The 24,414-nt window shown below is 68.5% G+C and carries 18 protein-coding genes and 1 pseudogene; 10 read left to right on the forward strand and 9 right to left on the reverse strand.

The window, feature by feature from the left end:
- Positions 1–2: 2 nt before the first annotated feature.
- Positions 3–938 (reverse strand): 5'-3' exonuclease, encoded by a 936-nt coding sequence (locus tag J3P30_RS14640; RefSeq protein ID WP_210482034.1) that lies wholly within the window; start codon positions 936–938, stop codon positions 3–5.
- A gap of 155 nt (positions 939–1,093) precedes the next feature.
- Between J3P30_RS14640 and J3P30_RS14645 the strand changes: the two genes are divergently transcribed.
- Positions 1,094–1,351 (forward strand): hypothetical protein, encoded by a 258-nt coding sequence (locus J3P30_RS14645; RefSeq protein ID WP_210481728.1) that lies wholly within the window; start codon positions 1,094–1,096, stop codon positions 1,349–1,351.
- Positions 1,348–1,896 (forward strand): AAA family ATPase, encoded by a 549-nt coding sequence (locus tag J3P30_RS14650; RefSeq protein ID WP_210481729.1) that lies wholly within the window; start codon positions 1,348–1,350, stop codon positions 1,894–1,896. The genes J3P30_RS14645 and J3P30_RS14650 overlap by 4 nt, the downstream gene beginning before the upstream one ends.
- A gap of 45 nt (positions 1,897–1,941) precedes the next feature.
- Here J3P30_RS14650 and J3P30_RS14655 read toward each other — a convergent pair whose 3' ends face one another.
- The 4 genes from J3P30_RS14655 to J3P30_RS14670 all read right to left on the reverse strand — a co-directional run bounded on the left by J3P30_RS14655 (position 1,942) and on the right by J3P30_RS14670 (position 4,411).
- A complete protein-coding gene (locus J3P30_RS14655) occupies positions 1,942–2,136 on the reverse strand; it encodes a DUF1918 domain-containing protein (RefSeq protein WP_210481730.1) in 195 nt (64 codons plus the stop codon).
- 149 nt (positions 2,137–2,285) lie between these two features.
- Positions 2,286–2,453 (reverse strand): methionine/alanine import family NSS transporter small subunit, encoded by a 168-nt coding sequence (locus J3P30_RS14660; protein ID WP_210481731.1) that lies wholly within the window; start codon positions 2,451–2,453, stop codon positions 2,286–2,288.
- Positions 2,450–4,042 (reverse strand): sodium-dependent transporter, encoded by a 1,593-nt coding sequence (locus J3P30_RS14665; RefSeq protein ID WP_210481732.1) that lies wholly within the window; start codon positions 4,040–4,042, stop codon positions 2,450–2,452. Before J3P30_RS14665 ends, J3P30_RS14660 begins: the two co-directional genes overlap by 4 nt.
- Positions 4,043–4,114: 72 nt before the next feature.
- Positions 4,115–4,411 carry a hypothetical protein gene (locus tag J3P30_RS14670; RefSeq protein WP_210481733.1) on the reverse strand — a complete coding sequence of 99 codons (297 nt, stop codon included), beginning with the start codon at positions 4,409–4,411 and terminating at the stop codon, positions 4,115–4,117.
- 201 nt (positions 4,412–4,612) lie between these two features.
- Between J3P30_RS14670 and J3P30_RS14675 the strand changes: the two genes are divergently transcribed.
- Positions 4,613–5,503 (forward strand): TerC family protein, encoded by an 891-nt coding sequence (locus tag J3P30_RS14675; RefSeq protein ID WP_210481734.1) that lies wholly within the window; start codon positions 4,613–4,615, stop codon positions 5,501–5,503.
- A 154-nt stretch (positions 5,504–5,657) separates the two neighbouring features.
- Entirely contained in the window at positions 5,658–6,182 is a 525-nt protein-coding gene (locus J3P30_RS14680) for a hypothetical protein (protein WP_210481735.1), read from the forward strand.
- A gap of 61 nt (positions 6,183–6,243) precedes the next feature.
- On the opposite strand, the gene J3P30_RS14685 is transcribed toward J3P30_RS14680, so the two are convergent.
- Positions 6,244–6,678, reverse strand: a complete 435-nt coding sequence (locus J3P30_RS14685; protein ID WP_210481736.1) for an SRPBCC family protein — start codon at positions 6,676–6,678, stop codon at positions 6,244–6,246.
- 280 nt (positions 6,679–6,958) lie between these two features.
- Between J3P30_RS14685 and J3P30_RS14690 the strand changes: the two genes are divergently transcribed.
- Positions 6,959–7,987, forward strand: coding sequence for a glycosyltransferase (locus tag J3P30_RS14690; RefSeq protein WP_210481737.1), 1,029 nt, complete (start codon positions 6,959–6,961; stop codon positions 7,985–7,987).
- Between the two features lie 67 nt (positions 7,988–8,054).
- On the opposite strand, the gene J3P30_RS14695 is transcribed toward J3P30_RS14690, so the two are convergent.
- A complete protein-coding gene (locus tag J3P30_RS14695; RefSeq protein ID WP_246853465.1) occupies positions 8,055–10,067 on the reverse strand; it encodes a glycosyltransferase family 2 protein in 2,013 nt (670 codons plus the stop codon).
- A gap of 224 nt (positions 10,068–10,291) precedes the next feature.
- Between J3P30_RS14695 and J3P30_RS14700 the strand changes: the two genes are divergently transcribed.
- Together J3P30_RS14700 and J3P30_RS14705 are read left to right on the forward strand one after the other, a co-directional pair.
- Positions 10,292–12,913: a PEP/pyruvate-binding domain-containing protein gene (locus J3P30_RS14700; protein WP_210481738.1), complete on the forward strand. Its 2,622-nt coding sequence runs from the start codon at positions 10,292–10,294 to the stop codon at positions 12,911–12,913.
- 90 nt (positions 12,914–13,003) lie between these two features.
- Positions 13,004–13,687 carry a hemerythrin domain-containing protein gene (locus tag J3P30_RS14705; protein ID WP_210481739.1) on the forward strand — a complete coding sequence of 228 codons (684 nt, stop codon included), beginning with the start codon at positions 13,004–13,006 and terminating at the stop codon, positions 13,685–13,687.
- Between the two features lie 133 nt (positions 13,688–13,820).
- On the opposite strand, the gene J3P30_RS14710 is transcribed toward J3P30_RS14705, so the two are convergent.
- On the reverse strand, positions 13,821–14,603 hold the full coding sequence (locus tag J3P30_RS14710; RefSeq protein ID WP_210481740.1) for an SRPBCC family protein: 783 nt from the start codon (positions 14,601–14,603) through the stop codon (positions 13,821–13,823).
- Between the two features lie 435 nt (positions 14,604–15,038).
- Between J3P30_RS14710 and J3P30_RS14715 the strand changes: the two genes are divergently transcribed.
- The 3 genes from J3P30_RS14715 (at position 15,039) to J3P30_RS14725 (ending at position 22,812) form a co-directional block, all read left to right on the forward strand.
- Complete coding sequence (locus J3P30_RS14715) at positions 15,039–15,464, forward strand: CHRD domain-containing protein (protein WP_210481741.1); 426 nt, start codon at positions 15,039–15,041, stop codon at positions 15,462–15,464.
- Positions 15,465–17,268: 1,804 nt separating this feature from the next.
- Positions 17,269–21,945, forward strand: coding sequence for a tetratricopeptide repeat protein (locus tag J3P30_RS15670; protein ID WP_210481742.1), 4,677 nt, complete (start codon positions 17,269–17,271; stop codon positions 21,943–21,945).
- Positions 21,946–22,272: 327 nt separating this feature from the next.
- Positions 22,273–22,812, forward strand: a complete 540-nt coding sequence (locus J3P30_RS14725) for a hypothetical protein (protein WP_210481743.1) — start codon at positions 22,273–22,275, stop codon at positions 22,810–22,812.
- Between the two features lie 369 nt (positions 22,813–23,181).
- Here J3P30_RS14725 and J3P30_RS14730 read toward each other — a convergent pair.
- Positions 23,182–24,345: pseudogene (locus J3P30_RS14730) on the reverse strand (IS3 family transposase); the annotation flags it as partial.
- Positions 24,346–24,414: the final 69 nt, after the last annotated feature.

Genomic DNA, 24,414 nt, shown 5'->3' on the forward strand with positions numbered 1-24,414 from the left:
GCCTACTCGGTCTGGCGCGACGCCTCCGCGGCCGCTCGGTCGAGCGCGGTCACGACGCGGGACACGGACTCGCCGAGGCCCCAGACGGAGCCGAGGCGCGCGATCTCCTCGTGCCCGCCGTCCGGGATCCCGATCCGGGCGTCGACGGCCGGGAGCTCGAGGTCACGGGCGACCGCGACCACCGCGGGCGCCCTCGTGAGGTAGTCCGCTGCCGTCCTGAGCTTCAGCCGCACCGACGCGGACAGCCGGACCCGGAGGTCGTTCGCGGCGGCCACGATGCCGTCGAGGTCGCCGAACTCGGCGAGCAGCAGCGCCGCGGTCTTCTCCCCCACGCCCGGAACGCCCGGCAGCCCGTCGGACGCGTCCCCGCGCATCGCGGCGAAGTCGGCGTACTGCGCGGCGCGCACCCCGTACTTGGCCTGCACCACCGCATCCGTCACGATCTCGAGCTTGCTCATGCCCCGGGCGGTGTAGATCACCCGCACGTCGCGGGCGTCGTCGACCACCTGGAACAGGTCGCGGTCCCCCGTCACCACGTCGACCGGGGTCGTCGCGGTGGCGGCGAGCGTGCCGATGATGTCGTCCGCCTCGTAGCCGGGCTTGCCGACGATCGGGATCCCGAGCGCCGTCAGCGTGTCGACGATGATCGGCACCTGCACGCTGAGCGGGTCCGGCACGACCTCGACGTCCGGTCCGGCGTCGACGACCTCGGCGACGCGATGCGTCTTGTAGCTCGGGATGAGGTCGACCCGCCACTGCGGGCGCCAGTCGTCGTCCCAGCACGCGATGAGCTCGGTGGGCCGGAAGTCGGTGACGAGGCGGGCGATCATGTCGAGCAGGCCGCGCACGGCGTTGACCGGGGTGCCGTCGGGCGCCCTCAGGGAGTCCGGGAGGCCGTAGAAGGCGCGGAAGTAGAGGGCCGCCGTGTCCAGCAGCATCAGGCGGCCGTCGCTCACGCGTCCAGTGTGCCCGATCGACCCGCGACCCGGGCGCACCGCGGCTGCCGCGTGTGGGAATTGGCCCGCCGATCAGGGAAAGAGGGAACAGGAGGCGCCCTTCCCGTGTTGTATCGAGGACAGCACGAGGAGGAATTGTGAAGGGTGACCGGGTTGAGGTCGTCGTCGACACCGGCGGCGCGACCAGCACGTACGAGATCGAGGCGACGCGCGCGGGCCGGCGGGTGGACATCACCAGCGGCCGGGGCCTCGTCGAGGTGACCGAGGTGACGCGGGGCGGCACCCCCGTCCGCACCGCCCGGTTCATGGCGAACCGAGTGATCGCGCTGGTCGAGCACCCCGCGCAGCAGGAGCCGGGCGTCTCCGAGGTCGTGACGCTGCGCCGCACGGCGTGACCGCCACCGCCCTCGAGGGCTCCGCGGCGCCGATCCCGTCCCTGCCGGCGGATGCCGTGGTGGTGCTCGTCGGAGCGGCGGCATCCGGCAAGACGACGTTCCGCCGTGCCCTTCTCGCCGCGGACGCCGCGCCGCGCGCGGTGCTGAGCCTCGACGACGAGCGGCTGGCGCTGCGCGAGCGGGACTCGGACACGGGACGGGAGCCCCGCCCCCTGCAGGACTACTCACGACCGGCCGTGCTCCGCTGCGAGGCGGCCGCCCAGAAGCTCCTCTCCCAGCGACGCGGCTACCTCGCCGACGCGACGCATCTGCGGCGCCGGGAGCGCATCCCGCACGTCCGCGCCGCCCACGAGGCGGGACTGCCGGCGATCGCGGTGCTTCTGCCCGCCGTCGGCATCGACGTGCTCCGCGAGCGCAACGGAGCGCGCCCGGAGCTTCACCGCGTCCCCGACGAGATCCTCGAGCGCCACGAGCACCGGCGGAGCCTGCTGAGCCGGGAGCTGCTCCTCGAGGAGGGCTTCGACGAGGTCGTCGAGGTCCGCTAGGAGGGCCCGCTCGCGGCGGTCACCGCGCCCGGTGCCCGCCGCCGGTCAGCGTGCGGACTCCCCCGCCCGCTCGATGACGAAGTCGGTCCCGGGGTAGACGAGAGTCGTGTGGCCGTCGTCGAAGCGCACGAAGTACGGCGGTCCTCCGTCCGCTCCTCGCACCTCGGTGATCTCTCCGTGCCGATCCGGAGACTCCACGGTCCTGCCGCGGATGATGATGCGGTCGCCCGGGCTCGCCATTGCACCCACCTCCAAGGTCAGAGGGTACGACCGTCACCGCGCGAGCGGAACGGTCCGGAGTCCCGAGCGTCCCGATCAGCGGCGCAGCGTCGCGCCGCACCATGCGCTCGCCGCGGGCTTCCCGTCCGCGTCCGGGGCTGAGGGCATGTTCAGGTGTCCCGGATGGCCGGGGCGTCGTCCTCGCGGTGGTCGTCGACAGCGCCCGGAGGGTAGTCCGTGCGCTCGGGACGGCGCGCGAGGAACACGGTGCTCGCGGCGAAGCCGCCCCACACGACGAGGATGGCGAGGACGAGGAAGACGATCGCGACCGGGCTCATCGCCGGCCTCCTTCAGGCTCGGGCGATCTCGCCGGGGAGCGGGAGTCGCGCACGTAGGGCGGCCAGGCGGTGAAGGGCTCCGTATGGGAGCGCCAGGGCAGCACCGTGAGGACGACCGCCGCGGCCAGGATGAGCCCGATCGTGCCCCACCCGAACACGCCCAGGTACCCGGCGGGATAGCCGGCGTACCCCTCGACGAGGAGCGTGACGACGCGGGACAGCACCATGTAGCCGAGCAGCACGGGCACCAGGACGCCCACGAGGAGGACCCAGGCGCGGCCGACCCGAAATGTCGAGACGGCGTTGAGGTGGTACTGGAGCTCCGGTCCCTTCCGGAGGACCCAGATCACCAGGACGGTCGTCAGCACCGCTGAGGCGACGATCCCGATGTTGTTCGCCCAGTTGTCCACGACGTCCAGGGCGAGGAGCCCGGTCGTGGTCGAGAACAGGAGCACCGAGAGGACGGCCGCGATGCCGCCGATGCCGAGCGTCGCCTTCACGCGGCTGAGCCCGAACTTCTCCTGCACTCCGGCGGAGACCACCTGGAGCACCGAGATCAGGGAGGTGAAGCCGGCGAGCGTGAGCGAGCCGAAGAAGAGGGCGCCGAACAGCGGCCCGCCGGGCATCTGCGACACGATCGCGGGGAAGGTGACGAAGGACAGGCCCACTCCGGTGAGACCTTCCAGCTCGCCCACGGCCACGCCCTGCTGAACGGCGAAGAAGCCGAGGGTCGCGAACACGCCGATGCCGGCGAGGATCTCGAAGGACGAGTTCGCGAAGGCGACGACGAGACCGGGGCCGGTCAGGTTGGCGCGCCGCTGTCGGTAGGAGGCGTACGTGATCATGATGCCGAAGGCGATGGACAGCGAGAAGAAGATCTGGCTGTAGGCGGCCAGCCAGACGTTCGGGTCCGCGAGCGCGGCGAAGTCCGGGGTGAACAGCGCGTTGAGGCCGACCCCCGCGCCCTCGAGGAAGAGGGCGCGCACCACGAGCACCAGGAAGGCGACCACGAGGAGCGGCAGGAAGACCACGTTGGCGCGCTCGAGTCCCTTCGCCACCCCGGCGCTCAGGACGGCGAGGGTCAGGATCCACACGAGCACGAGCGGGATCAGCACCCCGGGGACGAACTGCATGCTGATGCCCGGGTCGCTCACCTGCAGGTAGTCCCCCTGCAGGAAGCCGGCCGGGTCGTCGCCCCAGCGCAGGTCGAACGAGAACAAGAAGTAGCTGAGCGCCCAGGCGACGACGGCGGTGTAGTAGAGCGAGATCACGAACGCGATCGCGACCTGGAACCAGCCGAGCGCCTCGAGCGGCTTGCCGCCGAGACGGCGCAGGCTGAGCGGCGCGGAGCCGCGGAAGCGGTGCCCGATCGCGTAGTCGAGGAACAGGATCGGGATCCCGGCGGTGAGGAGGGCGACGATGTACGGGATGAGGAACGCCCCGCCGCCGTTCTCGTAGGCGACGCCGGGGAAGCGCCAGATGTTGCCGAGCCCGACGGCCGACCCGATGGCCGACAGGATGAACCCGACCTGGCCGCTCCACTGCTCCCTCGGCGGACGACGCACGGCGGCGCCCCTCCATCTCGCCATGCGGTACTCCTTCGACACCGACGCGTACGCGTGATCCAGTCGAACGGTAGCAGTGGCGGCACCGGCGCGGAGTCAGACGAACCCGAGCACCCTGCGGCTGCGGGCCGGGCCGGTGGACTTGGTCCAGACAAGCCCGTACTTCGGGACCGCGCACCTTCCCAGCAGGCCCGCCTGCTGCAGCTCGGCCACCGGGATGCTGAGGGGCGAGAAGGAGGATCCCTCGCACTCGTACGTCACCGCCGGGATCGTGTGCCAGGGGTTCCCGCAGAACCCGGCGATCTCCCTGCTCTTCGACATGCAGGCGGGGCAGGTGTAGCGCTCCCACCAGTCCTGCAGGACCGGGGTGGTCATCTGCTTCAGGTCGTTCATCGGTGCCTCGATGCTGTCGGTGCTCTGGTGCTGCTGCTCACCACGTCTTCGGCGCCACCGAGCGGAGGGTTTCCACCGGGATCAGCATGCGCAGGAACCGCTCAGATTCGGGGCGCGACCGGGCTTTCTGCTTCTGCTGCTCGCCACGAGCGGGTGTTCCGGCCCGGATTGACGTGCGCCCTCCCCTAGGCTCTTGCCTCGATGGATCTGTCGCTGGAATTCACCCCGGACCTCATCGTCGCCTTCCTCACGCTCTTCATCCTGGAGATCGTCCTCGGCGTCGACAACGTGGTCTTCATCTCGATCCTGGCCAGCAAGCTGCCGGTGGAGCAGCAGGCGAAGGCGCGCAACCTCGGCCTGTCGCTGGCGATGATCATCCGGATCGGACTGCTGTTCGCGGCCGCGTGGATCATCACGCTGACCACCGACCTGTTCGAGCTGTTCGGGATGGGCTTCTCCGGGCGCGACCTGATCCTGATCCTGGGCGGCCTGTTCCTGGTCTACAAGGCCGTCACCGAGATCCACGAGAAGCTCGAGGGTGCCGAGTCCCACGGCTCCGGCCACGTGGCGACGGCGACGTTCGGCGCGGTGCTCGTGCAGATCCTGCTGCTCGACATCGTGTTCTCGTTCGACTCGGTCATCACCGCCGTCGGCATGGTGGACAACCTGCTCGTCATCATCGTCGCCGTCGTGCTGTCGTTCGGCATCATGCTCTTCTCGTCGAAGTACATCTTCGCGTTCGTCAACCGCCATCCCACGGTGAAGATGCTGGCGCTGGCGTTCCTTGTGCTGATCGGCGCGTTCCTCATCGCGGACGGGTTCGAGGTGCACGTCGACAAGGCGCTCATCTACGGTCCGATGGCGTTCGCCGTGGCCGTCGAGACGCTCAACCTGATCTACCGTCGCCGGCAGGCGCGCCGGACGGGCAAGGAGATCGAGCCGGTCCACCTGCGGCACGCCTACACCAAGGCAGACGACCGCGACGCGGTCGCCGCCGCCACCTCCACCGCCCCCACGGCGGGCGCGGTCACGCTCTCGCGGAAGCCGGTCAGCGGCGAGCGCAGCAGCGACCACGCGACCGGGCTGGGCTAGCGGCGCGGGCGCGGGTCTCCCCCGGGAGGCGCGCGCCGCGCGTGCTGGCACCGGCCCGTCACCGCGGGCGCCAGGGTCCTAAGCCTCTGACCAGGTGCCCTGCACAGCGGACGATTGGAGCGTCCCTGTCCTCTCACCTCCAGCGGAGTGCGCCATGCGAGCCGCCACCATCGGAGCTGCCGTCCTCGCCGGGGCCGCAGCGGCGGTCACGGTCGCCGCTCCCGCTCAGGCTGCTCCGCCGTCCATCATCGACTACTCCTACTCCGTCACCGAGGTGTACGACTGCCCGGGCGGCACCTACCAGGGCGAGTCCAGGACGGACTACCGTCTCGTCGAGCTGCTGACCTACCCGGGCCGTGCGCACCTGACGATCAGGACGACCGAGACGTACACCGACGACACCGGCGCTCTCATCGCCACCGCGACCAGCCGCGAGGCCGTCGTTCTGGTGCACCCCGAGCTGCAGTCGGACCCGTACTACTGGGAGGCGACCTTCGTGATCCCCACCACCTCCGTCGTCCGGTCCGCCGATGGCGAGGTCGTCGCGAAGGAAGCCGGAGTCGTCCGATACCGCCTCTGGGAGTCCGCCGAGGGGTTCGGCGTCCTCGACTACAAGGAGGCCGGGCAGCATCACCTGCGCACGAGGTGCGACCTGCTCGACTCCCTCGCCGCGTCCTGACTCGGCGGAAGGACTCCCACGGAGGCCTGGACGCTCGCCCGGATCCCCATCGGATCGGAGGTCACCTCGCCTCGAGGTACGCCTTCAGCTTCTGCAGGTGGTCCCCGTCCTCCTTCCTAAGGATGGCCGAGACCACGGGAAGCATCAGCCTGCGCAGGCGACCGGTCTCCAGCTGGCAGGTCCACGTCAGCCGCGTTCCCTCCCCGTCCGGGACGAGGCGATAGTCGTAGGTCACCCTGATGCCTTCGGCCTCGGTGCTGATGCCGATGTGGGTGTCGGGTTCGTAGACGCTCACGACCAGGTCGGCGGTGGCCTCTCTGCCGTTCACGACCCGGGTCTCGCGGAACGCGGTCCCCACCGAGATCGGTCCGTCGGTGAGCCGTCTGCTCTCCTTGATGTTGTCGAGGAAGACTGTGGCGCGGGTCGGGTCCGCCAGCACGTCGAAGACATCCTTCGGAGGCCGCGCGATGTGCTCCTCCAACGTGAAACCGCTCATGGTCGACGAACTCCCTTCGCTCCACCCGTCGCAGGGATCACAGGATTCACACCTACCTGCTCCGCGGGCACCGGTCTGCTTGCGGCTGCCGTCGACCGATGATCTCGTCCACGAGTCGCGCTCCGCAGTGCCTCAGGTCCCGTACGCCGGCGTCGACAGGCGTGGCGAATGCCTCCGCGCGGCTCCACCCGGCGCGAGCCGGCCGGTGCATCGAGCGAGTGGGATCACCGGGCGGACGCCATGAACCGGACGCCTCATCTGCGGGGAGGATTGAAGGGTCATGAGAGCCGGCACCGCACCTTCGCGACCCCTCGTCGTCCTGCAGTCCTTCCCCGAGCCGCGGGCGACGACCAACCCCTATGTGGTCATGCTGCGGGACGTCCTGGACCGGACCCCGGGTGTCCACGTCCTCACGTTCTCCTGGCGCCGAGCCCTGACCGCTCGCTACGACGTATTCCATGCGCACTGGCCGGAGATCCTCGTGAGCGGTCAGAGCCCGCTGAAGAAGCTCCTCCGGCAGGGTCTGTTCGTCCTCCTGCTGCTCCGGCTGCGACTGCTGCGGGTACCGCTGGTGCGAACGGTGCACAACCTCGGATTCCCCGAGGGCATCTCCCGCCGGGAGGTCGTCCTGCTGCGCTGGGCGGAGCGTGTGACCGCGCTGCGGATAAGGATCAACGAGGTCACCGAGGTCGACAGCAGCACGCCTGTCGAGACGGTGCTTCACGGGCACTACCGCGACTGGTACGCCCCTCACTCCAGACGGCAGCGGCGCGCCGGTCGGCTCGCCTTCGTCGGGCAGGTGCGCCGGTACAAGGGCGTCGACCGGCTCATCGGCGCCTTCAGCGGAACCGCGGACGAGGGGCTGAGCCTGCGCATCGCGGGCAGGCCGACGAGCGACGACGTGGCCGAGCAGTTGCGAGCGGCGGCGGCCGGGGACCCGCGCATCAGCCTTTCCCTCGCCTTCCTTTCCGACAGCGACCTAGTCGCCGAAGTCACCGAGGCCGAACTCGTCGTCCTCCCGTACCGGGAGATGCACAACTCCGGTGGGGTCCTGGCCGCGCTGTCATTGAGCACGCCGGTGCTCGTGCCGGACAACGAGGTCAACCGGCGCCTTGCCGACGAGGTCGGGCCGGGCTGGATACATACCTTCCTGCCCCCGCTCTCCGCAACGGATCTGACCGGAGCTCTCGCAGCGGTGCGTGCGGAACCACCGGCGGGTGAGCCGGACCTGTCCCGGCGCGAGTGGACAGAAGTCGGCACCGCGCACCTCAGGGCCTACAAGCGCGCCCGCACCGCCGTACGACGCTGAGTCACTCCCCCAGCCGACCACATTCAGCTTCCGGCGGGACGAACGGCGGCAGGCCACGGCCGATGAGTCAGCGCGTCCTGATGCCGCCGATCCGCCAGCGGCGGCCGTCCCGGGCGTATTCCTCGTACACCACGCCGAGACCGGCCCCGATCATGCCGATACCGCGGAAGATGGAGCGAGCCCCTCCTGCCTGGTGTCCTTCAGACCCGGTAGCCAGGCCCAGCACCCAGCGGGCCCCGCCCCCGCCGAGCCGCAGCAGGCCGCGCAGCACGCTCTGGATCCGGATGCGAAGCCGCGCAGCCGCGGCCGCGGTCAGCCGAAGCTCGGTCAGCACGGCGGCGTTTCCATGGCTCCACGCTCGGGTGAGCACCCACCGGCGGGTGAGCCGCCCGACTGGGACGAGGTCTACCGCTGCCGATTCGTCGCACCAGACCATGCGCGCGCCGGCGTGCACGAGCGAGCGGCTGAACAGCGTGTCCTCTCCCGCCGCCAGTCCCAGAGCGGCATCGAAGCGTGTGCCCGCGGCGCGGACCTGAGCCAGATCGAGGAGCAGGTTGCCGGCTGCGGCGACGTCGATCTCGGTCCCGGTCGGCATGCGGCGGCGCACGAAGAAATCTCCGGCGAGGATCCACGGGTCGACCGGGCCGGTGTAGTCGGGGAGGATCCGTCCCGACACAGCGGCAGCGCCGGAGCCGGCCCACGTGCGCAGCAGGGCGGCCAGCCAGTCTATGCAAGGCCACTCGTCGTCGTCGATGAAGGCGAGCAGCCGGGAAGCCGCCGCCTCATCGAGCGCCCGGTTGCGCACAGCAGCGATCCCTGGCGTCGCCTCCACCACATAGCGCACTTCCGAAACGGCCGCCGCCACGGCGGCGGCCGAGCGAGCCGGGTCATTGTCGACGACCAGGATCTCGGCGGTGTACTGACCCCCGGCCGTCACCTCGGCCACCTGATCCAGCAGCTGCGGCAGCAGATCGCGCAACTCATTCGGACGGCCGAAGGTTGGCACGGCGACGGTCACCCTCACCGGGCCGGCATCGGGCGAACGGCGAGCCGATGGCAGCGCGGCTCGTTCCGTCGCGCCTTGAATCAAATCGCCGCGAGCGGGCGCGTGTTGCACGCGGACGGAGCGGGATGCAGTCTGCCGGACCAGCGCCACGAGGGCGATGCCGAGTCCCTCCAAGCTCCCACGCACGGCCGCCACCAGCGGCTTGGGCGAGTGCAGGAGCTGACGCCGTCCGCCACGCAGCAGGATCTCCCAGCTGACGCGGGGGGTGCGGACGATCCACTTGAGCAGCTGGCGGCGGGGAAGGTTGCGCGCGGCGAAGAGCAGGCGGTTGCGGCAGTTGTAGCGGTAGTAGAGGTCCGACTTCGCGCCGCCCTCCCGCGTCCCCTGCGTGCCGCCCTCGTCGTGAACGGCGACGAGATCTGAGCGGACGACGAGAGATCCTCCGGCCGCGAGCGCACGGTGACTCAGATCCACGTCCTCCCAGTAGAGGAAGTACCCCTCGTCGTAGCCGCCGTCCAGCCGGTCGATCATCTCCGCGGATACGACCAGGCAGGCGCCCGTCAACCATTCCTCCACAGGGCCGCGCGATCGGGTGGGACTGTGAGGCGCAGCCGTCCGGCCGTCGTCCAGGCCCAGGGTCGACCCTTCAAACACCGTCACGCCCGCGGAATTGACGATCCGCGGCGCGATGACGGCGAGCGGGTCGGCCAAGCTCGCGAGTCGAAGCTCCTCGAGCACATCGGGAGGCACCGAGGCATCGGGATTGAGGCAGCAGAATGTCGCGCATCCCAGCTCCCGTGCCCGAGCGAACCCCGCGTTGGTCGCCGCGCCGAAACCACGGTTGTCCGGCAGCGTCACCAGGTCCCAGCCCTGCTCGGCGGCCAGAGCGGTGACCTCCCCGCGCTCCTCGACGGTGCTGCGGTTGTCCACCACGACGACGCGCACGTGGGCGCCCAGCTCACTCGCGGCTGCAAGATACTGCCGCAGCAGGGGGCTGGAGCCGTAGTTCACGACGACCAAACCCATGTCGTGAGTGCCATCGTGCTCGGCCTCGCCTCGGTTGGGCGGGGACATCACGCCGACACGCTAACGACATCGACAGGGTTCTCTGTGCTCTCGTCCACAGTACGCAGGAGGTACACCGGATGGAGACCTGGTCCAGGACGGGCTTCCGGCCGACAATGCTCCCGGGACGTCCAGGTGCCCGCGGCGGGGTCGCGGTCTTGCGGAGGCATCCCCGCGGTGCGATCCTGCACTCGACTCCCCAGCTGTGGATCCTCCGGTCAGGAGAGTGGCAGATGGTCACACCCGGCCCAGCGGTACCTCTCGACGCCCCGGACGCACTCGTCCTCGAGCTCCCGCAGCTGTCGGCTCGGGACATCGCCCTCGTCGGCGGCAAGGCGGCGAACCTCGGCGAGCTGATCCGTGCCGGGTTCGACGTGCCGCCCGGCTTCTGCATCACCACGAAGGCCTACCGGAGCGCGGTGCGGGGAACGGCGGTCGAGGCGGGGAGCAGCGTGGACGCGTCGGCCGCGCGCGCAGCAGTGCTCGGCGCAGCCTTCCCCCGGGCGGTGGCCGACGCCGTGCGCGACGCGTACGCCCGCCTGGTGTCCGGCGGCGACGGCCGGGTCGCGGTGCGCTCGTCGGCCACCGCGGAAGACCTCCCCGGCGCGAGCTTCGCCGGGCAGCAGGACACGTACCTCGACGTGACCGGCATCGACGATGTGCTCGACGCCGTGCAGCGCTGCTGGGCCTCGCTCTGGACCGACCGCGCGGTCTCCTATCGCGCCGCCCAGGGCATCGACGGCGCCGGGGTCGCGCTGGCCGTGGTCGTGCAGCGCATGGTGGACGCCCAGTCCGCGGGGGTGCTCTTCACGGCCGATCCCGTGACGGGCCGCCGGCGACAGGCCGTGATCGACGCGGCGCGCGGACTCGGCGACGCCGTGGTGTCCGGCGCCGTCGATCCCGACCACTTCGTCGTCGACACCGGAAGCGGACGGATCCTCGACCGGCGACGTGGCGGCTCCGGCGACGAGCCGGCCAGCTTGACGGACGCGCAGGTGCGAGCTCTGGCGTCGCTCGGCGACCGCGTCGAGAAGGCCTTCGGCAGCCCGCAGGACATCGAGTGGGCGGTGGACGCGGACGGGCACATCTGGCTGACGCAGTCCCGGCCGATCACCACGCTGTTCCCGGTCCCGGTGCGAACGGCGCCGCTGCCCGCCGACGACATCCGCGTCTACTTCTGCATCAGCCTCGCGCAGGGCCTCCACCGGCCCATCACGCCCATGGGGATCGCGGCCTTCCGGCTGATCGGGTCCGGATTCCTGGATCTCGTCGGTCGCGCGCCCGCTCCGATCACCGACGGCCCGGACGGCTTCGCGGTCGGGGGCGAGCGGATCTTCATCGACGCGACGCCCGTGGTGCGTTCAGCGGTAGGCCGGGAGATCCTGCCCAGGGCGCTGGACGTGATGGAGGCACGGTCGGCCGTCGTGCTTCGACGGCTCTTCACGAACAGCCGCTTCTCGGTGCAGCCGGGGTCCCGGCGCCGTCTCGTGCGACCCGCGCTGCGGCTCGCCGCGCGGATCCGGCTGCCGTTCGTCGTCGGACAGGCACTTCTCAACCCGGCGGCTGCTCAGCGCCGGGTCCGGCGGCTCGCGGAGGAGGTCCGGAGCAGCAGGGTTCCGGCGCAGGGCGACATCCCGGCGCGAGTCGACGCGGTCGTCGACCTGCTCGTCCGCTCGGTGCCGCTCGCACCGCGCGCCCTTCCCGGTGCGGCAGTGGGCTTCGCCCTGCTCGGGCTCGCCGCCCGCCTGCTGCGAGGCTCGACGAGGTCCGGCGACCTGCAGACCGTGCTCCGCAGCGTGCCCGACAACGTGACCACGGAGATGGATCTGGACCTGTGGCGCGTCGCGGTGCGCGTGCGGAAGGACCCGGAGTCGGCGTCCGCGCTCGCCTCGCGGACCCCTCGCGGGCTCGCCGACGACTATCGAACGGGCCTTCTTCCGGCCGTTCTGCACCGGGGCATGACGGGGTTCCTGGGTCGCTACGGTCAGCGCGCCGTCGCGGAGATCGACCTCGGCGTGCCCCGGTGGTCGGAGGATCCCGCGCACCTCTTCGGTGTGCTGTCCGGCTACCTTCGGCTGCCCCCGGACGCGGCCACGCCGGAACAGCACTTCGAGGACGGCGCGCGCGACGCCACCGCCATGATCGCCACCCTGGTCCGCCGCGCTCGGCGGCGCGGCCGCCTTCGTGCCGCTGCCGTCCGGTTCTGTCTGCGGCGCGCCCGCGCGCTCGTCGGGATCCGAGAGATGCCGAAGTTCCTCATCATCACCGTTCTCAGCCGGGCGCGTGCGGCGCTGCTCGAGATCGGTGGCCGGCTGGCGGACGACGGCCGCATGGCTCAGGCGGAGGACGTCTTCTTCCTGGATTTCGACGAGGTGAAGCGCGCGGCCGAGGGGGCGGACCTCCGTCCGACCGTGAGCGAGCGGAGGGACCGCTACGACGCCGAGCTGCGGCGTCGGCACGTGCCGCGTGTCCTGCTGTCCGATGGGACGGAGCTCGAGGCCCTCGGATCCGCCGCCGAGGCCGAGGCAGGGGCGCTTCGCGGGACGCCCGCGTCGACCGGGACCGTCACCGCGCCGGCGCGCGTCGTCCTGGACCCGGTCGGCGCTCGCCTGGAGCCCGGCGAGATCCTGGTCGCTCCCTCCACCGACCCCGGCTGGACGCCGCTCTTCCTCACGGCCGGCGGGCTCGTGATGGAGATGGGCGGCGCCAACAGCCACGGCGCGGTCGTCGCTCGCGAGTACGGCATCCCCGCGGTGGTGGGAGTGCCGGGCGCGACCGAGTCCATCACGACCGGCGACGAGGTGACCGTCGACGGAGCCGGCGGCGTTGTCACCCTTGCTGCCGGCGCCGGCTGACCGGCGTCTTCCACAGGACCATCGGCACTACCCGGCAGGCTCGGTGGTCGGCTTCCGTCGACCGCAGGTTGTGTCCGAGAGGGGTCGAGTATGTCGCAGGAGCCCGATGCGGGGAGCACCTCCGGAGCCGGCTGCGACACGTCGGACATGATCCTGGTGCACGGCCTGCTCCGTCACGTCTACCAGGCAGCCCCCGAGCTCATCGCACAGGTTCCGGACGGGGACACGGTCCGAGCCGGGGCCGTGGCCGATCACCTGGAATTCCTGAACCGATTCCTGCACAACCATCACCGGTCGGAGGACCTCGTGCTGTGGGACGAGCTCGCAGCGAGGAGTCCGGGGTGCGCTCTCCACGTCGGGCTGATGAAGCGGCAGCACGAGGGGGTCGCGGACGTGATCGGCCGGATGGAGCCTGTGATCGCGAGCTGGCGTTCGAGCGGATCGACCGCGGACCGGGAACGCATCGGCGAGCTCCTGCAGGAGCTGAACGGCCTCCTCTTCCACCATCTCGGTGACGAGGAGACGAGGATCCTCCCGGTGATCTCGGCCACCTGGACGCAGGAGGAGTGGGAGCGACTCGGCAAACATGCGCAGAAGGGCATGCAGCCGAAGCAGCTCATGGTCGTGATCGGCTTCATGCTCGAATCGATGACGCCGGAGCAGCGGGACGAACTGCTCCGCAGCGCGCCCAAGGTGATGCGCGTCGTCTATCGCCTGTACGGTCGGCGCGTGTTCCGCTCCTATCGGTCACGCGCTTACGGGCTCACCTCCTGAGCGGGAGGCCGAGATCGCGGCCGCGGAGCCGCGAGCGCCGGGATTGCGTTGATTCGACGGGGGGCGGCACGAGGACCCCTCGCAGCGCGAGAGGCCCTCGTGGGGATGCCTCGATCGGCCCCAGCCGCCCGACTCAGTAGCGGTCGGGGCTGTCGCCTCGCAGTGTCGGATCGACGTCAGGGTCGCGGACATCCGTCATGAGAGGCTCGTCGACCGAGCCCGGCGTGCCTGCCGCCCCGGTGATGTCCTCCTCCGCCACCGTCACGGTGTCGACCGGTGTGGTGAGCTCGACGTCGGTCTCGACCACCTCGGCGTCCTCCGACTTCTTGCCGGTGGCCGCAGCAGCGACGCCGACGGCGGCAGCGGCAGCGGCGACGCCCGCGGCGACGACCTTGCCGGACACGCCCGCCTTGCCCGAGTCGCCGCGAGACGCGTCCGCCTCCTCGACCCCGGGAGTGCCGGGGACGCCTTCGATCGTCCCGCGCCACGCCCCGGAGGCGTACCCCTCAGCCTCGATCAGCTCCTTGAAGCGCTCGAGGTCGTTCTTGGTCTGACGCTCGACCACGTTCAGCTTGTCACCGATCTTCTCGACGAGACCCTCGGGCTCGTACTCGAGGATGAGCCGCACACTGGTCTGCCCGCCGCCGAGGTCCTCGAACGTCACCTCGCCGGCGTTCGTCGCTCCCTCGGTCGCCGCCCAGGACACCTTCTTGTCCGGGATCTGCTCGAGGATCTTCGCCTCCCACTTGCGGCGGACCCCGGCGATGTCGGCCACCCACTCCAGCCGGTCGTCGCTCAACTGGGTGACCTTCTTGATGCCGTTCATGAAGTGCGGGAAGTCCTCGAACTGGGTCCACTGGTTGTAGGCCACGCTGACCGGGACGTTCACCAGGATCCTGTGTTCGACCTTCGTCATGCTGTCTCCCTCGAACTCGTCGGAAATCGGCGGCACATGCCGCCACCGCTTCCGCACGCTACGCCGGAGGGCGCCCTGCGTCAGCCCCTTGCGCCGCGGGGCAGGCGCGATCCCGAACGCGTAGAGCCGAAAGGCGGCTGCCGGCACGGCTCGGTGCTACTGGTTATGGAGCTTGCTGAGACGCCCGAGCTCGGCGCGCTCCTCCGAGGTTCCTCTCATGGTCTCTTCGCCCCTTGCTGGAGCTGTGGCGGAAGCGGATACTCACTGGCAGTGAGGCGCCGACCGGTGAGGTCTGCGAGGCACTTGTGGCGGCACCCGTGAGAAGTGCCGCGAATCTGCTTACCCAGACCGATACCTTTCCCCGAGCGCGCGCCGAACAACCCTCATCGCCGGAACACCGAAAGGACCGTCATGCGCGCACGAACTCTGGCAGCAATGGCTTCTTCACTTGGCGTGGTAGTGGCACTCCTCGTCCCGACGGCGGCGAATGCCGAGTCGCGGGCGGACTTCCTGCCCTTCTCGTTCACCCGCCTGACCGGTGCCGCGGAAGTCCCAGGTCCCGGCGACCCGGACGGCCGCGGCTTCGCGTTCGTTCGGTGGAACACCGACAACGGGATGATCTGCTACAACCTCTTCGTCCGGCGGATCGCACCGGCGACTGCGGCACATATCCACGTCGGCGATGAGAACACGGCGGGTCCTGTCGTGCAGGAGCTGGAGGCCCCTACCGATGGCTACTCGTCCGGCTGCGTGGACAACGACGCGCTCGCCGCAGCGCTCGACGCGAACCCGGACAACTACTACGTCAATGTCCACAACGCCGAGTACCCGGCAGGGGCGGTACGCGGACAGCTCGACTGACGCCTACCGGCCCCGATGGGCGGGAAGCGGTCCTCGGGCAGGAGCCGAAGGACCGCCAGGACGACGACGGAACCCGGACCCCGGGTCCACCGCTCGTCGTGACGGTCGCTCCCAGGATCGCGAGGACACTGAGCGCGCCATCTGCAACACCGTCAACTCATCGAGGATGTTGCATTGACCGCTCGAACCCGCCGCCGGTTCACGTCCCACAACCTCGAAGGTCCCGGAAACCCTTGAGTTTCCGGGACCTCTTGTCGGGCTGACAGGATTTGAACCTGCGACCCCTTGGAGAAATCGGGTTGTGACCAGGAGTTGCGATCGTTCCGGATTCGCTCAGGTTTCCTCTGATTGACAGGGAAGCAGGCGATGCGCCTGGTCCGAATGTACCCGGTCCTGGCTGGTCCTTCACGGGCGATTGCGATGGGTAAACGATGACCTTCTGGCTGAGTGGAGGTGCTGCAACGAGCGGTCTCGGGTCACGAGTGGCGTCGGTGCAGCCTGGACCTGATGCAGTACGGCTGCGTGGGCCCGCCGCACACACTGACCCGAGGCCGTGACGTCGTTTCTCCGTGTCGGGGTACGAGGTCGCACCTCTGGGGATCGGGAAGTCAGCAGACGAGATGCCGACGTACAACGACCGGGTGGCCGGTGCCACGGAAGCGCGCGAAGCAGTGCGTGCCCTCGCGCACGCGAGCCGGGCCTTCGCCGATCCTGCCGACACCGGGACTTCTCCAGGAGACGACAACGGTGCAGTAGTGGTGAGGATGAAACCCCCAGCGGTTGTGACGTTGCGCATCCCTGAGCAAGCCGCTCGGCGCCACGCCGCTTGCTCAGGGATGGGCACCTGCGGACAGCGGCGGCAGGCAGAGCGAGACAACGTGACCATGTCCAGATGGGTCGATGCAGATCAGCCAGAGTGAGCGACTGGAACCGGATACGTTCACACTAAAGTGAGCCAGAACAACTGGCGCAGTTGTATGGTCCGCTCGCCTTCCTTGTTCTCGAAGGCCAGGAGTCGTTCCGGGACCTCCTGCGCACTCTCGGCAGGACGTCGGTCTTCCCGACAGATCGGGCCCTAACCGACGCAGAATTGGAGTTCTGGCTCTTCTGGGTCGACACCGATCTCATGCCTCGAAATGAACGGATACAGGAACTGCTGTCGAACAACGCGCATCTGATTCACGGCGGCTCTATGCCACTCTCGTACCAGCGCTTCATTGAGCATTACCATGCCTGGCGCGTCCGACATCTGCGGTGGAAGCTCCACGGCGTGAGTTACTCGTGGCACTCGAGCACCAATTACCCGAGTGATGAACTGGAACGCGACGCAACTGGACGGCGGCCGCCAATCACCATTCGCACGGCTGAGTCCATCGGCGGCATCCTAAAGCAACTTGACCCTGGCGACACGCCCACGGCTCGCTACGCCTACTACGTGTAGACAGTCGCGTACGAAGTGAGCGTCATCGGTCCTCGAGTCCCGTTCCCCGTGAGAACGGCAGGTTCCTGCATGAAGCAGCAGCACGCCCTACCGCGGAGCCACTTTCCACTGCGACCCCTTCGAAACGGTTGTCTAGTCAGGTAATACGGTTTGTCCCGACTACTCGCGAGTTCCCTTGTGTTGACAGGGAAGCAGGCGGAGCACGCTGCCGGGGACCAGGCGCAATGCGATTTTTGTGGTTCCCGTCAGCTGCAGTCCCGCTCGGTTCTGGGGTCGCCGGCTCACCATTTCGGTTGACGCGGGCGCCGGACGAGGAGACGATCGAGTTTGTCAGGCGAGGTGTCTTCGGTGAGGGGGGCTTCGGTGGCTGACTGGGCAGGGGCCTTCCTCGGCGTCGGTGTGAGCTCCTATGCCTCTGCTGAGTTGCCGGAGTTGCCGCGTGCAGTGGCCGATGTTGAGGCGGTGGCGGAAGCGCTGCCTGAGGAATTTGCCCGCGTGGTACTTCGAAATCCAGACAGATTGTCCGTTGGTACCGAGTTGGAGCACCTCGCTGACCTCGTCTCCGCGGCAGGCGCCCGAGCCTTGGTGGTGATGTGGAGCGGCCACGCTTACCCCTCAAGAGTCGGGGGCCTCCGATTGTTGACATCGGACTCGCGCAACCTGGTGCTTGGTGGTGTGTCGGCTGCGGAGGTGATGGGCGCCGCGGCACTAAGCGGGGCTGAACAGGTTCTGCTGCTGCTGGATGCTTCCTACTCGGGGGAGGCGGTTGATGCGACGCTGGCTGGTGCCGAGTTGCTGCGGAACCGACTCCCGGAGGCGTCGCAGACGTGGTTTGGCGTGTTGACCTCATGTTCGCCATCGGAAGTGGCCCGTGACGGGCTTTTCGGGCAAGTGGTGTTGCGGTTGCTGCGTCAGGGCCCCACTGATGCGCAGTTGAAGTTGCGGTGGTCTCGGCACAACCGGTGGCTGCGCGGGGATGACTTTTGTGACGCCGTGTTGAAGGAGTGGCCGTCGAACGTGCAGTCGCCCAGCTTCCAGGGCTGGGGCAGTGCCGGGTTCTTGTTGCCGAATCCCTTGTGGCTGCCGGGGGCACCCGTCTCGGTCGTGGAGCATCTGCTGCTGGCAGCTCGAGGTGGGGCGACTGTGAACGAAGCGTCGGCGTTCACCGGGCGGGTGGCCGAGGTCGACACGGTCGTCTCCTGGGTGCGGGCGGGCGAGCCGGGGATCCAGGTCGTGACCGGGTCCGACGGGACGGGCAAGTCGGCAATCTTGGGCCGGGTGGTGTCGTTGGCCGACCCTGGCGAGCGGGCACGGCTGATCGAGCAGAGTGGGCCGGAACTCGGCCACGCCGACCCCGGTGTTGGGTCGGTGCACGCCCACGTGTACGCGCGAGGGTTGACCGCGGATCGCATGGCTGAACTCGTCGGTGAGCAGTTAACCGCGGCCGGGGTGCTTCGCCCGGTTGTCGGCGCCCGCAATGCGCTGCTCTTGGTTCGGGAGCTGCAGCAACGCGCCACCTCCGGTCGGGGGTGGCCGTTGCCAGTGCTGGTTGTGGACGGGTTGGACGAGGCGAGCGGCGAAGCTTCCACCATCGTGCACCAGCTGCTTGCCCGGCTGGCGCACTACGCCACGGTGATCGTGGCTACGCGGGACGTGCTTTTCCCGGAGGGGCCCTCTTTGGTGGCTCGGCTCACGCCGGAAGGTCCGGGCGTGGATTTGGATGATCCAGCCGTTGCCGCCCGTGGGCTGGTGGACCTGCGTGAGTATGTCATTCGCCGACTGGAGGGCGTTGTCGCACTGATGGATCCCGCCGCGGTCGCGGAACGGTTGGTGGAGTCTCTTCAGGGTGAGCAGCCGTTCTTGTTGGCCCGGATCGTCACCGCCCAGTTGCGGGCCCGGCCCCTGGATACAACCGCGGCGGGCTGGGAGAGGGAGTTAGCAGGGTCGGTAGAGCAAGCGTTCAACGCCGACCTGGCCGACGTCCGGGCGCCCACGCACCGGCCGCTGCCGGAAGGGGCGGATGCGGCGGAGCTAGCCCGTGCACTGCTGGCAGCGTTGCCATGGGCGTACGGTGCGGGGTTTCCAGACGACGAGTGGATCACTGTGGCCGCTGCCCGCGCCCCCGACCTGGGCCTCAGGCGTGAGGACCTTACTTGGGTGCTCGAGCAGGCTGGGCGGTACGTTGTCCAGGACGGCGAGGGCGGGCAGGCGGTGTACCGGCTGCTCCACCAGTCCCTGGCCGAGTTGCTGCGGCCCCGCCACAACGCAACGGTGCAGCAACCGTTCGATCCACGAGCATCCCTGGTCGCCCAGGCACTGCTGGACCGCTACCGGCACCTCATCGAGACAGGAGTGGACCCGGAGAATGCGGGCTACCTACGGCGGTGGGTGTGGCGACACGTCGCAGAGGCGGGTCAGCTGCTTCTCGAGGACATGCGCCGCCTCGTCGAGCACGCTCCCCAACTGCGCCCCGATGTGGCGATAGCTGACCTCAAGGTCGCTGGTGTCTTGGCCTCGCAGGGCCCCGACCAGGATGCGGTAACTCTTACGCTGGAAGCCGTCGATCTGTACCGCGAGCTGGCGGCAACCAACCCCGCCTACCAACCCGACCTCGCCGCCGCCCTGACCAACCTCGGCGTCCGGTTGAGCGAGGTGGGCCGATATGCCGACGCGCTCGGTCCCAGCCAGGAAGCAATCGATCTTTACCGTGAGCTGGCCGCCACCAACCCCGCCTACCAACCCGACCTCGCCAGCGCCCTGAACAACCTCGGCATCGAGCTGAGCCAGGTGGGCCGACGAACCGATGCGCTGACCATCACCCAGCAAGCGGTGGACCTCTACCGGGAGCTGGCCGCCACCAACCCCGCCTACCAACCCGACCTCGCCAGCGCCCTGAACAACCTCGGCGTCCGGTTGAGCGAGGTGGGCCGATATGCCGACGCGTTTGCTCCCAGCCAGGAAGCAACCGATCTTTACCGGAAGCTGGCGGCCACTAACCCCGCCTACCAACCTCACCACGCCAGGGCCCTGAACAACCTCGGCATCCAGCTGAGCCAGGTGGGCCGACGAACCGACGCGCTTGCCGTCGCCCAGCAAGCGGCCGACCTCTACCGGGACCTGGCCGCCACCAACCCCGCCTACCAACCCCACCTCGCCAGCGCCCTGACCAACCTCGGCATCCGGCTGAGCGAGGTCGGCCGCAGCGCCGACGCGCTGGCTCCCACGCTGGAAGCGGCGGACTTGCTCCGTGAGCTGGCCGCCACCAACCCCGCCTACCAACCCCACCTCGCCAGCGCGCTGAACAACCTGGGTGCCCGCCTGAGCCAGGTCGGCCGTATCGACGATGCGCTGGCCGTCACCCAGGAGGCGGCTGGACTGTACCGGCGGTTGGCCGCCACCAACCCCGCCTTCCGACCCGACCTTGCCAGCGCCCTGACCAACCTCGGCATCCAGCTGAGCGAAGTCGGTTGGCCCACCGAGGCGCGTCTCGCCACTGAGGAAGCGGTCAAGCTCTACCGGGAGCTTGCCGCCACCAACCCCGCGTTCCACCCCGACCTCGCGAGCGCCCTCAACAATCTCGGCATTCAGCTGAGCGAGGTCGGTCGGCCCACCGAGGCGGGAGCCGCGACTGAGGAAGCGGTTGCGCTCTACAGGGAGCTGGCCGTGACCAACCCCGCTTTCCAACCTAACCTCGCCAGCGCGCTGAACAACCTCGCTTCACGTCTGAGCGAGGTCGGTCGGTCCGCGGACGCGCTAGCCGCCATGAAGGAAGCTGTCGAGCTGTACCCGGATGTGGCGGCCAACAATCCGGCATTGTTGCTCGGCCTCGCCGCCGCCTTCAACAAGCTGCAGTCGTTAGGGTCAGAGGCGCAAGACCGGCTGGAGGCAAGCGTCCTCTGGGAAACCGCACTCAGCCGCTTGGATCAGCATTCCCGTGCAGTCCTTCTGCTCGCCCGCTCACGCGACGCTGGTGCCGGTGACCCGGCAGGGATCGAGTCGACCCGCCGCGGGCTGTCCCTGGTCGACGGAGAGCGCGAACTGACGGCCGCACTGCGCGACGAGGCGCGCCGCCACTTCCGAGCCGACCCGACGAGCTTCAACCAGCTCGTGAGTGAGCACCCCCCGGCGTGGTTGGCGCTTTCGGAGGAGCAGCTCGAGCTCGCAAGAGGGTGGTTAGCGACGGAGAACTATCAGCACGAGCGTGACTACCTCCTCGCTCACCCCGAATTGCTTCACGCACAGTTTGACGCGGCCATCGACGAAGCCCTCCTAACCGTTCCGGAGGACGAGGCGGAGCGCTACCGGGCAATACGGGCCGAGGCCCGCAACAAGGGAGTGGATGAGGCCTACCGGCCACTCCTGACCGCAGTGCTGGCGGCGCAGTTCATCCGCAGTGATCCTGAGCAACAACGCACCCTGCTGACGGAGAACCGCCACGAGCTGCTTAGTGACGACATCGCCGCCTTCCTCACCACCTTGGCCTCGCCCGCCGGCGCGCCGGGCTGGTCGCGTGGCGAGGGCGTGGGTCGGACATCGGATACCGAACGAGCATGGGCCCGCCAGGTGCTGCGGGCCCACAACCTACTCACCCTGGCCAGGGCCGGCCTCGACGGTCCAGTCCTCGAGGCTATGGAAGACCCGGACCGGTTCGCCGCCATCTTCTCAGAGATCGCCGCTTCTCAGGAAAATTTCCTTCTGCCCGCGGCCTCCCTGGCATCCGAGGTGGCGCAAGCCAACGGTGACAGCACCCTTGCCGCCGAAAGTTTGTTCCACGAGGCGATCGGGTACGCCCTCACCGGCGAACCGAACGTCGCGATGCAAACTATCGAGTTTGCCAGGCAAGCGGCCGGCGACACATCACCCGCCACGTGGATGACCAGGCTGCTGCAACTCGCCACCGCCCACCCAGCAGAGCTTCTGCCGCTAGCCCTCGCGCTTCTTCAGTCGCCGAACCGCCGGGTCGAGGTTCCGCCCATGCAACGCGCCACGCCGACGCCGGGACCATCCGCGCCGCGCTCCGATTCATTCTCTAAGCCATGAAGCCGTACCGGCGGCTTGCCGCCGAAAACCTCCAACATGCGGCCACCCTCGTACAGGCGCTGAACAACGCGGGTGCCGTGACCGGTGCACTATGGCTAGTCCACGGACGATACCAGGCCACCAGCGAGGTTTTGGACTTGCGCCGGAGAGTTGCCCCAACCGAGCGAACCGTCCCGGAGGCGTCGTCGGCAACAAACTCCACCTGCGAACTCGGAAAGCGCTGGTACGAGCACAGCCGATTCGCAGTGGCCGCCCCTGTGAGCAGATTCGGCCGGGCTGGACAGGACGCACGACTTGAGACGATCACGCTCCACCAGGGTGAGCCAAATGTCTGATCCTGATGACGTCGAGCTCCAGATACTCTTGAAGGTACTGGAACTTCTCGATCGCAAATCCCAGCAGAAGGGAGTCCGTTCCGCGCCGCCAACGACTCCAGGTTACCAGGCGAATGTTGTCAATACATTCATCGCTTCTTCTCCCACATTATCCTATATCGCATCGACGGAAGGAATCGCCATGGGCGATAACTATACGGTGGGCCAGGCTGGGGCAGTTGGTCCCAACTCCTCTGCTCAGAACATTTCCTTTTCCCAAGTATGGAACCAATCAGCAGGAAATATCGACCTGCCAGCCCTGGCCTCGGAGTTGCAGAAATTGCGGATGACGATGCTCGAGGCGGCGAACGGGGAGCCGGATCGGTATTTAGCTGTCGCCTCGGTCGCCGAAGCAGAGAAATCTGCGGCAGCTAACGATGGTCCGAAAGTGATGGAACATCTCAAGAAGGCAGGGACGTGGGCGCTTGACGTCGCCAAGTCAATAAGCGCGGGCGTTGCGGTAGCGGCTATAAAAGCGGCGATCGGTTTCTGAGGCTGAACGTTGCGCCCGAACTTCGAGTTGTACCCAGCCGCCAGGTTCGTTGCACTCGAGTAAGTGGCGGGTGGCCTCCGATGATTGAGTGTCGGTCACTGTATGAGAGCACCGGGTGAAGTTTGGCGTTCCGTCCGCGCGTGCACGTACCGGTTGCCAGCGCAATCCGCGCCCACATGACTGCATAGTGACTGAGGACGCCGAAGCCGTGAAGTACGACGCGCCGAAAGCGGGCCCCTCGTCGCATCGCGGACAGGGCCCTACTCGTCCAGGCGTGTCACCATCTGGGCCGAAAGACATGTTAGTAACCGTGCCGGGCGACTCGGACCCATTGGGGACTGCTGAAGACTTCGTTGACTCGTTCTCCTGAGCCGCTGGCGCGACTTCTGTTCTGAGTATTGCTTCGAATTCGATTGGTGTCAGTCGGCCGAGGGGACGCTGCCGTCGACGCCGGTGGTAGGTCCGCTCGATCCAGGTCACGATCGCCAACCGGAGTTGCTGCCGAGTCGCCCACCGTTGGCGGTCGAGGACGTTCTTCTGCAGGAGGGCGAAGAAGCTCTCCATGGCGGCGTTGTCGCCGCAGGCCCCGACCCGGCCCATCGACCCACGAAGGCCGGCGTCCTCGATTGCGCGGACGAAGCGCCTGGATCGGAATTGACTGCCCCTGTCGGAGTGGACCACCGTTCCGGCCGGTTCGCGGCGTTGCACGGCCATCTGCAGTGCTGAGACGGCCAGCGACGCCTTCATCCGGGAGTCGATCGAGTAGCCGACGATCCGGTTCGAGCAGACGTCTTTGATCGCGCAGAGGTAGAGCTTGCCCTCACCAGTGTGATGTTCGGTGATGTCGGTCAACCAGACCTTGTCGATGTCCGGCGCCGTGAAGGCCCGTTGCACCCTGTCCTCATGCACCGGCGGGCCGGCCTTCCGGTTCAAGCCGCGCTTCTTCGAGAACGAGGACCAGAGGCCCTGCTGCGAGCAGAGCCGCCAGATCCGCCGCTCTGACGCCATCAGCCCGGTCTCGCGGATTTCGTCGGCGATGAACCGGTAGCCGAACGTCGGATCGTCTCGATGCGCGTCGATCGCGGCGTTAGTCAGGTTGCGCGTCGTCCCAGTCGCGCTGGGACACCGGGGATGCCCTCCAGGCATAGAACGCCTGCTTCGAGAAGCCCAGCACCCGGCAGGTCACCGCGACGGGGATGCCGTCGTCGGCGAGTTCAAGGACCAGCGGGTAGGTCATTTTGGGAGCGACGACTGCGACAGATACGCCGCCGCGCGACGGAGGATCTCGTTCTCCTGCTCCAGCAGCCGGATCCGCTTCTTGGCTTCTCGCAGCTAGACGCTCTCGCTCGAGCCGCCCGGCTTCGCTGGCGCCGCTCCATCGTCTCGGTCGGCGATTCGCAGCCAGCGCTGCAGACACGTCTCCGAAATCCCGAAGTCCTTCGCGACCTGCCGGATCGATGCCTCACCCTTCCGGGCGACCGCGATCACGTCGCGACGGAACTCCTCCGGATACGCCTTCACCACAAGGTCCATCCTCCCCGGCAGATGCGCACATGCACCTACCCGTCAGGAGTCAACCGAACCTTCAGCAGTCCCGAGGGT

Source organism: Naasia sp. SYSU D00948, assembly GCF_017916515.1.
Classification (GTDB): domain Bacteria; phylum Actinomycetota; class Actinomycetes; order Actinomycetales; family Microbacteriaceae; genus Naasia.